Origin of the sequence: Microbacterium sp. (genome assembly GCF_036277215.1) — a bacterium.
In the GTDB taxonomy this organism is placed as follows: Bacteria; Actinomycetota; Actinomycetes; order Actinomycetales; family Microbacteriaceae; genus Microbacterium.
In genome coordinates, this window is sequence record NZ_DASUNI010000128.1 from 1 (window position 1) to 10,469 (window position 10,469).

Here is a 10,469-nt window from a genome sequence, read left to right on the forward strand (position 1 = left end):
GAGGCGCGCCGTAAGATCTTCTCCATCCTCGCTCAGGACTGACCCGCTGCCTGCTGCACGTCGGCGTCAAGGAGCTCAGATGGCCGACGTCGGGAACATGCGCGCCCGCTACCGCCGGATCCTGCGGTTCGCGGCCCTGTACATGGTGCAGGCGTGGTGGTACGAGCTGTTCCTGCCGCGGCTCGGGCTCGCCCGGATCGCGGCGCGCGGCCGGGCGGCCCGCCTCCGACGGCTCGCCCAGCGTTTCCACGTACTGGCGGTCGATCTCGGCGGCTTGATGATCAAGGTCGGCCAGTTCATGTCGTCCCGTCTGGACGTGCTGCCGCCCGAGATCACCAAGGAGCTGGAAGGGCTTCAGGACGAGGTGCCGCCCGTCCCGTTCCCGGCGATCCGCCAGCTCGCCGAGGTGGAGCTCGGAGTGCCCCTCGGGCGGGCGTACGCGTTCGTCGACCCGGTGCCGGTTGCGGCGGCATCCCTGGGTCAGGCCCACCGTGCCCGCCTGTCGGATGCCGATGCCCCCGATGCGGGTCTGACCGGCGTCGTCGTGAAGATCCAGCGGCCGGGGATCCAGCAGGTCGTCGACGTCGACCTTCGTGCGCTGCGCCGGGTCGCGCGGTGGCTGAGCCGCGTGAAGGTGGTCTCGACACGCGTCGACATGCCCGCCCTCGTCGAGGAGTTCGCGTACACCAGCCTCGAGGAGATCGACTACCTGCACGAGGCCGCCAACGCCGAGCGATTCGCGCTGGAATTCGCCGACGACGCCCGCGTCGCCGTGCCGGAGGTCGTATGGGAGCGCACGACGCGACGTGTGCTGACCCTGCAGGACGTCACGGCGATCAAGATCAACGATGTCGCGGCATTGCGGGCCGCGGGCATCGACCCGTCGGAGGTGGCTGCGGAGTTCGCAGCGGTCATGTTCGACCAGGTGTTCAACGACGGGTTCTTCCACGCCGACCCGCACCCCGGAAACGTCTTCGTCACGCCGCTCATGAACAGACCGGATGCCGCGGGTGCGGCATCCGGTGGCCGGCGTTGGATCTTCACGTTCATCGACTTCGGGATGATGGGCGAGGTGCCCGAAGCCCTGCGCCGGGGTTTGAGACGCGTGCTGGTCGCGGCCGCGTCGCGTGATGGCCGAGGGATGGTCGACGGCATGCGCGAGGTCGGCGTGATCCTGCCCTCGGCCGATACCGCGGAGCTCGAGCGTGCGATGACGAAGCTGTTCGCTCGCTTCGGCGGGATGGGTTTCGCCGAACTGCAGGAGGTGGATCCGCGGGAGTTCCGCGAGTTCGCGCTGGAGTTCGGCGACGTCGTGCGATCGCTGCCTTTCCAGCTGCCGGAGAACTTCCTGCTGATCGTCCGTGCGATGGGCCTGACCTCGGGCATGTGCAGCGCGCTCGACCCCCGGTTCAACATCTGGGACGCCATCGAGCCGTACGCCCAGCAGCTGATCCGGGAAGAGGGCGGCAACGTGCTGCAGGCGTTCGCGAAGCAGGCGCTGGCGGTGTCTGGCGTGGTCGCGCGACTGCCTCAGCGGCTGGACGATCTCACGACGCGGATCGAGGAAGGCAGGGTCGCGACGCAGAATCCCCGCCTCGAACGTCGGATCGGTCGTCTGGAGCGGACGGGGCGACGGGTCGTCTCCTCAGTGCTATTCGCCGCCCTGCTCATCGGCGGGATCTTGGTTCGGGCTGAGGACGCCGTCATCGGCACGGTTCTCATCGCGGTGTCCGCCCTGCCACTGCTGCACGCCCTGTTCGCCGGTTTCGCCGGTCGGCGCGGCCCCGGGTGAGCTCGGATCCGCGTGTATCACCACGCGGTCGACCGCGCTCTACGGATTGAGCGCTGCCCAGAGGCGGGATCGGCCCGCGATGCGGTGCAGGAAAGGTCGACAGATCATGAATCACCGCAGTCCGATGCGCGCGCGCGTCGCTCTGGCCGCAGTCCTCGCCTTCGTCGGATCGCTGCTGATCGCTCCCGCGGCGAACGCCGCGGACCCGATCAGCGTCACGGTGCGGATCCTGCGCGTCGTCGAGGTCGCGTGCGATGAGGGAGACCTCGTGCCCTGTCCTGACGATCCCTACGCCAGCGTCTCGATCGCAGGTCAGCCTCGCCAGGAGTCGGGCTACGTCAACAACCCGGATCCGCCCGACATTCGTCCGAACTGGGAGTTCACACGGACCGTTCCTGCGGCCACGACCACGGTTCCGATCTCGATCCAGATCTGGGATGACGAAGACTCTTCGGGTGATGACCTGCTCGACGCGTGCGACCCGGGCGATGACAACATCGACATCACCCTCGACCTGGACAGCGGCGGATGGACTGGTGACACCGCTCCGAGCACGGGCTTCTGCAGCGGGGGGAATGTCGCCGTCACGTTCGACGTCCTGCTCGACAACGGCGGCGACTTCGACGGCGACGGGATCTCCGACGGCATCGAGCTGCTGGGAATCCGCAACGCCGACGGCGCACTGGTCCTCAACCTGGCCGCATTGGGCTCCGATCCATGCCGTCCGTCGATCATCACCGAGATCGACTACATGGAGGGCGCGGCCGACGGTCACACTCACCGGCCCATTCCCGCAGCGTTGGCGGAGGCCCAGGCGATGTTCGACCGTGCGCCGGTGGCGGCCCCACCGGACTGCCCCTACCCCGGAAACCATCCGGCGACCGGAATCGACTTCCTGTCTGTCGTCGACGACGCGCTCCCCGAGCAGGCACTGCTGGACTGGAGCAACGGTGGACAGGCCGTGCGTGACGCCAATTTCAGCGCCGATCTGCGTCCCTACCTGCACTACAGCCTGTGGACTCACCAGCGGCCCGCCCCCGACACAGGCAGCTCGGGGCTGTGCTGTTCCGACAGCGGTCGAGACACGATCGTCAGCCTCGGCGGGTGGACCAACAATGTCGGGTCGGTGCGCGAGCAGGCGGGCACGCATGTGCACGAGCTCGGCCATGCGCTGCGCCTCGGTCACGGAGGCGACACCGGCGATGCTCTCAACAACTGCAAGCCCAACTATCTCAGCGCGATGAGCTACCTGTTCCAGACGGGCGGCATCCCCGACCCCACCCTGCCGGCCCCGAACGTCGACACCGACAACAACGGCGTCGCGGACGCCAGACTGCGACTGGACTTCTCGCCTGACACGCTCGCGCCGCTCGACGAGTCGGTCCTCAACGAGAATCTCGGTATCCAGGGCGGCACGGACGGCACGATCTGGACCAACGACGGAGGACTGACCTCCGACGCTGCGCCAGGAAACGGTCCGATCAACTGGAATGGGAACACCGACGCAGGCGGCGCCCCGATCATCGAGAACCCGGTGTCGGTCGACGTCAACGACTTCGGTTTCGTCGGATGCGACGTCGCGCAGCTGTCGACGCTGACCGGCTTCGACGACTGGGCGAACATCAAGTTCCAGGCGGTGCTGTCCACCGACAAGGGGGGCGCCGTATCTGGGGGGCCGGAACTCGACTGGGCGACAGCGCAGCGCATCGCGGCGTTCATTGCGGCAGCGGCCAAGCCCGATCTGTCCGTGTCGCTCGCAGCGATTCCCGACCCCGTGCTCACCGGAAGCGACGCAGTCTTCACGGCGACGGTGCGCAACACGTCGCCGATGCCTGCGGAGGACGTCTCGGTCACCTTCACCGCGCCGGCCGGAACCTCCGCGGCCACCACGACGGCCACGTTCCCATTGATCGCACCCGGTGCGCTCGTGACGGCGGACTTCACCGTCGCTGTTCCGTGCTCCGTGGCCGACGGGACGGTGCTCTCGGGCAGCGCGGCGGTCGCCTCGAATCCCGCTGACAACGACCCGTCCGACAACACGGCGTCCGCGCAGATCGAGGCATCCAACCCGCCGCCGGTCATCAGCAACCTGACCCGCACGCCCACCACGCTGTGGCCCGCGAACCACAAGATGCGCGATGTCGCCCTCGACTACACCGTGGAGGACAACTGCGGCGTTCCCACCGTGTCGCTCAGCGTGACCAGCAACCAAACGGTCAACGGGAACGGCGACGGCAACACGTCACCCGACTGGGTGGTGATCTCTCCGAAGGCGGCGCAGCTGCGCGCGGAGCGCACCGGCAACGACCCTGCGGGACGCGTCTACACGCTGACCGTCGGAGCGGTCGACAGCGCGAACGGTTCGTCGACGGCCCCGACCCAGGTCACTGTGCCGCACAACCGCTGATCCAGGCGCGACTGAGGCCGCTCGTCGAGGACGAGCGGCCTCAGTCGCGAAGCCCGACGCGGTCGGGGATCTCGAACGGCAGGTGAGGCAGCCACGATGCCGGATCGGGCCAGGGGCGCGACGACGGAAGCCTGCTGAGCAGGCGTCGCAGGGCGGCATCCCGTGGCGTGGTGGGAGCCGGTGAGGCCAGCACCCGTTGCGGCGCATGGTGCCCGAGCGCGCCGCACCACCAGTGCCGCCACGTGTCCGGTGCGCCCTGCGGCTCGAGCACGATGTAGTAGTCGGGCATGAGCGCAGAGCCTGCCTCGAACATCGCGAGAGCCGTTTCGACCTCGACCTCGAGAGCCCCCAGGGTCGATCGCTCCTCGAAGAGCTCCACCCACGCCGCGGCCACATGTTCGAGCGGATCTGCGTCGTGCACGATCCAGGGCGTGCCCGCAGCGGCGATCCGCCGGGCGGCGAGAGCCGGCTCACTGTCTCGAAGCTCGAGCACCTCGACTCCACGGATGCCGTCGAGGGCCGCCAGGGCATCCTCGGATTGCTCACCGACGATTGCGACGATGGTCCCGGTGTTCATCGCGTGCGCCATGTTCGATGTTACGTCCCGCGAGCGGGAGACCGGCGGAACGGCGGGCGGTTGCGGTGGACGGATACGGAATCGTGACGCCGGCGTGATCGTGTGCCTCGACGGCCATCTGTCGCCTGCGGGCTACTGTGAGGCGTGGCAAAGCAGCGATACGTCGACCCGAGGACCGGCAAGCCGGCGCGCAACGGGACGGCGGTCGCGGCGCTCGTGCTGGGTCTTCTCGCCCTCGCAACGGGGGTGTGGAGCCCGGTACCCGTCGTGGGAGTGCTCGCGGCGCTGGTGGCGATCGTGCCGGCGGTCCTCGCGGTGGCCTTCGGCCACGTCGCACTGACCCGATCTCGACAGATCGGCGGAATCGGTCGCGCGGCCGCGATCACGGGTCTGTATACCGGCTACGTCGCGCTCGGCATCGTCGTCGTCACGACCGTCGGGTGGATCGTCAGCACCTTCGTGCAGGGGTTCTAGGGATCCGATCGTTCGACCGGTCCGTGCAGAAGCACGGATGCCGCGACCCCTGGGGTTCGCGGCATCCGTGGGTCACCGGTCGTTCGTGCAGCCGAGCGAGATCGAATCTCGCGAGCTGACTCAACGACGTGGTGGTCGGCCGAGGCGACTGTGCCGCCCCGGCCGATGGAAGATCAGAGAGGCCGGATGTTCGCGGCCTGCATGCCCTTCGGGCCGCGCTCGGCCTCGAACTCGACCTTCTGGTCTTCGCGGAGCTCCTTGTAGCCGTCTCCGGTGATCGCGCTGAAGTGCGCGAAGAGATCGGCTCCGCCGTCGTCGGGCGCGATGAAGCCGAAGCCCTTTTCGGAGTTGAACCATTTCACGGTGCCAGTGGCCATCGTGTCATTCCTTTTACTTTTCGGGCCGCGTGAGCGACCAGGGGTGCCGCGCCGCAGTGTGCGGAGCGGACGGGTGAGGCGCGGGGGACCCGCGGGTGAGGGCGCCACTCGTGTGACGGACGCCGCGACCGCCGCGTGAGCGAGAGCCGGGGTGTCGTGCACACCGAGGTGCTCGCCGCGCGCGCCGTGCGCTTCATAGCCGAGCGGAGCGATGCCGACGAAGCCGGCGTACTCGCCGCCGGTCGTGGCGACGGCGACATCGTCGTCAGCGTGACGCCAATCGAGCGGCGGTCGTGATGAAGCGGTGATGCGGGTGACGAAGGTCAAGAGGTCTTTCAGGGATACGCGGCGATACAGACGCTCGTGCGCGGGATTCGAAGGGTCAGGGTGGATGTCGGTCAGACGATCCAGGCGTCAGGCTGTCTGATACTCCACTATGAAGGCAGAGGGTGACGACGCAAGTCCCGAGTGGGCTGGCTTCACCGTACCACGTCCCACCCACCCTCACCTGGGAGCGGCTGCTGTGCGTGCCAGCGCCATCTCTGGTCGTTGAGCGAGCGAAGAGCGAGACGAAACGCCGGTGCGTGTCTCCCGATTCGTGCGCTGTCGGGTGCCACCGATCGAAATTCTGGCATCCGGCCCACATGCCACCGGAGTCGACCTACTCTCTCGTCATGACAACATCGCCACCCGCGATCACCACGACCGGACAGCTGCGCGCATCGGGGCACACCTACCGGCCGCTGCGCGTCGAGCTGCGCGAGAACCTCCTGTCGGCGCTCGCCGACGGGAGCGATCCGTGGCCCGGCATCCACGGATTCGACACAACCGTCATCCCGCAGCTGGAGCGCGCCCTTCTCGCCGGACACGACATCGTGCTGCTGGGCGAGCGGGGCCAGGGCAAGACGCGTCTGCTGCGCAGTCTCGCCGGCCTGCTCGACGAATGGTCACCGGTGATCGCCGGTTCCGAGCTGGGAGAGCATCCGTTCCATCCGGTCACGCCGGCATCCCTTCGCCGCGCATCGGAACTCGGCGACGACCTGCCCGTGGAATGGCGGCATCGATCCGAGCGCTATGTCGAAAAGCTCGCCACGCCGGACACCTCTGTCGCCGACCTGATCGGTGACGTGGACCCGATCAAGGTGGCCGAGGGCCGCTCGCTCGGTGATCCCGAGACGATCCACTACGGCCTCGTCCCTCGCAGTCATCGCGGAATCGTCGCCATCAACGAGCTGCCTGATCTGGCCGAGCGGATCCAGGTGTCGCTGCTGAACGTCATGGAGGAGCGCGACATCCAGATCCGGGGCTACGTCCTGCGCCTCAGCCTCGATGTGCTCGTCGTCGCCACCGCGAACCCCGAGGACTACACCAACCGAGGTCGCATCATCACGCCGCTGCAGGACCGCTTCGGCGCCGAGATCCGCACGCACTATCCGCACACGATCGAGGAGGAGGTCGCGGTCATCCGCCAGGAGGCGGACCTCGTGGCGGCAGTCCCCGCGCACCTGCTCGAGGTGCTGGCGCGATTCACCCGCAACCTGCGCGAGTCGGATGCCGTCGACCAGCGTGCCGGCGTGTCGGCTCGCTTCGCGATCGCCGGAGCGGAGACCATCGCCGCAGCCGCGCTGCACCGCGCGACGCGTCAGCACGAAGAGGTCGGGGTCGCGCGGCCGGTCGACCTGGAGACCGCCGTCGACGTGCTGGGCGGCAAGATCGAGTTCGAGACCGGTGAGGAGGGACGCGAGCGCGCCACACTCGAGCATCTGCTGCGCACGGCGGTCGCAGAGACCGCCCGCACGCATCTGCGCGGCATCGACGCCCGAGCGCTCGTGGACGCGCTGCACGACGGAGCCACGGTGATGACCGGCGAACAGGTTCCGGCCGCCGCTGTCCTCGCGGCGATGCCGGTGCTCGGCGAGTCCGATCTCTACGACGAGGTCTCGGAGCGTCTTGAGGCGCGAACCCCCGGAGAGCGGGCAGGTGCGCTCGAGCTGCTGCTCGAGGCGCTCTACCTGGAGCGACGGATCAGCAAGGACAGCGCCGCGGGGGAGACCGTGTATGGCTGAGACGAGCGCCCGCCCGCCGAGATGGGAGCGCTGCTGATGGTCCGCGGATTCCACCGCGTGCCTGCGCACACGAATCGGTACGGCCGCTACGCCGGCGGCCCGGATCCGCTCGCCCCACCCGTCCCCGTGCAGGAGGCGCTGGAGGCGATCGGGCGCGATGTCATGTCCGGAACATCTGCCGAGCGCGCGATGCGCGAGTACCTGCGCCGCGGCACCCGCGATCAGCAGGGTCTCGACGATTTGGCGCGGCGGGTGCGCGAACGACGGGCCGACCTCGTGCGCCGTCACCGGCTGGACGGCACCCTCGAAGAGGTCCGCCGGCTGCTCGATCACGCCGTCCTCGAGGAGCGCAAACACCTCGTCCGCGACGTCGACATGGACGACGACGACCGGTCGTTCGCCGAGATGCGGCTGGAGAATCTGCCGCCCAGCACTGCGGCCGCCGTCAACGACCTCTCCGACTACGAGTGGCGCAGTCCCGCTGCGCGCGCCGACTACGAGCGCATAAAGGAGCTGCTCGGGCGCGAGCTGCTCGACCAGCGGTTCGCGGGCATGAAGAACGCCCTCGAGACTGCGACGGATGCCGACCGCCAGGCGATCCGCGACATGCTCGATGATCTGAACGACCTGCTCGAGAAGCGCCGGCTCGGGGAGGACACGCCCGAGGACTTCGACGAGTTCATGCAGAAGCACGGCGATCAGTTCCCCGAGGATCCACAGAACCTCGACGAACTGCTCGACAGCCTCGCCGAGCGTTCGGCCGCGGCCCAACGCATGTTGAATTCGATGACCCCGGAGCAGCGCGACGAGCTGATGAGCCTGGCCGCCCAGGCATTCGGGTCGCCGGACCTCATGCAGTCCCTGTCGCGGCTCGACGACAACCTGCGCTCGCTCAGACCGGGTGAGGACTGGAGCGGCTCGGCATCCTTCTCGGGCGACGAGCCGACGGGTCTCGGTGAGGCGACCGGCATCATGCAGGAGCTGTCCGATCTCGACTCGCTGTCCGATCAATTGGGCCAGTCCTACCCGGGCGCCCGGATGGACGACATCGACGTCGATGCGCTCGGGCGCCTCGTCGGAGACGATGCCGCCGTCAGCGCCCGCGCCCTGCGCGACCTCGAGCAGGAGCTGAAGGACACCGGGATGCTGCATCGTGCGTCCGACGGTGCGCTGAGGCTCACCCCCCGCGCGATGCGCCAGCTCGGCCGCGCGCTCCTGCGGGACATCGCCACACGTCAGTCGGGGCGTATCGGCCGTCGTGAGACGCGTCACGCCGGCGCCGCAGGCGACCGCACCGGCTCCACTCGCGAATGGGCCTTCGGCGACACCGAAGCGTGGGACATCCCACGAACCGTGTCCAACGCCGTTCTGCGCACGGTCGCCGATGGTGCGGATGCATCAGCAGGCGTGCGACTCGAGACACGGGACGTCGAGGTCGTCGAGACCGAGGAACGCACGCAGGCAGCCGTCGCCCTCCTCGTGGACACCTCTTTCTCGATGGCGATGGACGGGCGATGGGTGCCGATGAAGCGAACCGCTCTGGCCCTCCATCACCTCATCTCGAGCCGTTTCCGCGGCGACAGTCTGCAGCTGATCGCCTTCGCCCGACATGCGGAGGTGATGCAGATCGAGCAGCTGACAGCGAAGGATGCGGTGTGGGACAAGGGCACCAACCTGCACCATGCTCTGCTTCTCGCAGGTCGGCACTTCCGGCGCAACCCCACCGCGCAGCCTGTGCTCCTCATCGTCACCGACGGCGAGCCGACGTCGCACCTCGACCCGAACGGCTCCGTGCATTTCGCCTACCCGCCCGATGCGCGCACGGTGGCCGTCACCGTGCGCGAGCTCGACGTGGTGCAGCGCCTCGGCGCGCAGACGACCTTCTTCCGACTGGGAGACGACCCGGGCCTCGCACGATTCATCGATGCGCTCGCGCGGCGCGCCGGGGGCCAGGTCGTCGCTCCCGAGCTCGACGATCTGGGGCGAGCGGTCGTGGAGAGCTACCTCGGCTCGCGTCAGGCCGGTCGCGGGTCGCCCGAGGACTTCGGGGAGATGCTGCGCGGCAGATCCTGGTGGTAGACCGCGCCGCGCGGCCCCGCTGCGCTTCTTACGCGTGCCCCGGTCAGGACGCGCGCATCAGGCGCAAAGTCGATGCGGCGGCCTCGGCCGTGACCATCGACTGCGCTCCAGGCCCGTACTTGGTGAGGTATGCCGCGCCGACGGAGTCGGCAGCCCTGTCGCCCGTCGGCGTGACGACCGCGTCGACGGGATCGCCGCCGGACATCCGGATCCGCGCCCGCCCGGACCTGACCGCCCCCCCGTACCAGCCTGTGTTGCGCCGGTGCCAGGTGCGGACGAAGACCTCGCCTTCGACGACCACGACCCAGATCGGCCTCCAGCGCCCGTGACCACCGTCGACCTTCGCCGCGGAGATCTCCAGCTCCCGTAGGGCGGCAAGCTGTCGCAGGTCCGCGACAGTCCACGTCCCGCCCGGCGCGCTCGCGGTCATGCCCATCATTCTCAACTGCCCGCTCCCCATCCGCCACCGGGAGCCCCGTGAACGGTTGAGAGGTGCTCGACACGCCTACGGCCCGCCTTCCATCCGCTCGACCTGGTCCACCACGCGCTCGAACGCGCCCGGATTGACCGCGAGAGCGCCCTGATACGGCAGGTCCATGTCCGCCGTGGTGAACATGACGAGACCGATGAACAGCGCCAGCATGCCGGCCAGAACCAGGTGCAATCGTCGGCTCTTCACGATGATGAGGCCGATGAG

General features: G+C 68.6%; 9 protein-coding genes and 1 pseudogene. 6 read left to right on the forward strand and 4 right to left on the reverse strand.

What is annotated here, in order from left to right:
* The first annotated feature begins 79 nt into the window (after window positions 1-79).
* On the forward strand, window positions 80-1,792 hold the full coding sequence (locus tag VFX99_RS06545; protein WP_329665508.1) for an ABC1 kinase family protein: 1,713 nt from the start codon (window positions 80-82) through the stop codon (window positions 1,790-1,792).
* Between the two features lie 106 nt (window positions 1,793-1,898).
* Window positions 1,899-4,199, forward strand: a complete 2,301-nt coding sequence (locus VFX99_RS06550; RefSeq protein WP_329665509.1) for an NEW3 domain-containing protein — start codon at window positions 1,899-1,901, stop codon at window positions 4,197-4,199.
* A gap of 40 nt (window positions 4,200-4,239) precedes the next feature.
* On the opposite strand, the gene VFX99_RS06555 is transcribed toward VFX99_RS06550, so the two are convergent.
* Complete coding sequence (locus VFX99_RS06555) at window positions 4,240-4,776, reverse strand: hypothetical protein (RefSeq protein ID WP_329665510.1); 537 nt, start codon at window positions 4,774-4,776, stop codon at window positions 4,240-4,242.
* A gap of 144 nt (window positions 4,777-4,920) precedes the next feature.
* On the opposite strand from VFX99_RS06555, the gene VFX99_RS06560 reads away from it, so the two are divergent.
* Complete coding sequence (locus VFX99_RS06560; RefSeq protein WP_329665511.1) at window positions 4,921-5,250, forward strand: DUF4190 domain-containing protein; 330 nt, start codon at window positions 4,921-4,923, stop codon at window positions 5,248-5,250.
* 173 nt (window positions 5,251-5,423) lie between these two features.
* Here VFX99_RS06560 and VFX99_RS06565 read toward each other — a convergent pair whose 3' ends face one another.
* Window positions 5,424-5,627: a cold-shock protein gene (locus VFX99_RS06565; RefSeq protein WP_056118089.1), complete on the reverse strand. Its 204-nt coding sequence runs from the start codon at window positions 5,625-5,627 to the stop codon at window positions 5,424-5,426.
* 135 nt (window positions 5,628-5,762) lie between these two features.
* Between VFX99_RS06565 and VFX99_RS06570 the strand changes: the two genes are divergently transcribed.
* From VFX99_RS06570 to VFX99_RS06580, 3 genes are all read left to right on the forward strand, one after another.
* Complete coding sequence (locus VFX99_RS06570; protein WP_329665512.1) at window positions 5,763-5,924, forward strand: hypothetical protein; 162 nt, start codon at window positions 5,763-5,765, stop codon at window positions 5,922-5,924.
* A 377-nt stretch (window positions 5,925-6,301) separates the two neighbouring features.
* Window positions 6,302-7,693, forward strand: coding sequence for a sigma 54-interacting transcriptional regulator (locus tag VFX99_RS06575; protein ID WP_329665513.1), 1,392 nt, complete (start codon window positions 6,302-6,304; stop codon window positions 7,691-7,693).
* A gap of 36 nt (window positions 7,694-7,729) precedes the next feature.
* Window positions 7,730-9,772, forward strand: a complete 2,043-nt coding sequence (locus VFX99_RS06580) for a vWA domain-containing protein (RefSeq protein WP_414684329.1) — start codon at window positions 7,730-7,732, stop codon at window positions 9,770-9,772.
* Between the two features lie 43 nt (window positions 9,773-9,815).
* Here the strand turns inward: VFX99_RS06580 and VFX99_RS06585 are convergent, their stop codons facing one another.
* The gene (locus VFX99_RS06585; protein ID WP_329665515.1) at window positions 9,816-10,202 is read right to left on the reverse strand and encodes a DUF2255 family protein; all 387 of its coding nucleotides are present in this window, start codon (window positions 10,200-10,202) and stop codon (window positions 9,816-9,818) included.
* A 75-nt stretch (window positions 10,203-10,277) separates the two neighbouring features.
* Window positions 10,278-10,469 (reverse strand): annotated as a pseudogene (locus tag VFX99_RS06590) (hypothetical protein); the annotation flags it as partial.

Coding starts and splice junctions, on each gene's coding strand:
- VFX99_RS06545 (WP_329665508.1), top strand. CDS start 80: ATGGCCGACGTCGGGAACATGCGCGCCCGCTACCGCCGGATCCTGCGG.
- VFX99_RS06550 (WP_329665509.1), top strand. CDS start 1,899: ATGAATCACCGCAGTCCGATGCGCGCGCGCGTCGCTCTGGCCGCAGTC.
- VFX99_RS06555 (WP_329665510.1), bottom strand. CDS start 4,776: ATGAACACCGGGACCATCGTCGCAATCGTCGGTGAGCAATCCGAGGAT.
- VFX99_RS06565 (WP_056118089.1), bottom strand. CDS start 5,627: ATGGCCACTGGCACCGTGAAATGGTTCAACTCCGAAAAGGGCTTCGGC.
- VFX99_RS06575 (WP_329665513.1), top strand. CDS start 6,302: ATGACAACATCGCCACCCGCGATCACCACGACCGGACAGCTGCGCGCA.
- VFX99_RS06580 (WP_414684329.1), top strand. CDS start 7,730: ATGGTCCGCGGATTCCACCGCGTGCCTGCGCACACGAATCGGTACGGC.
- VFX99_RS06585 (WP_329665515.1), bottom strand. CDS start 10,202: ATGACCGCGAGCGCGCCGGGCGGGACGTGGACTGTCGCGGACCTGCGA.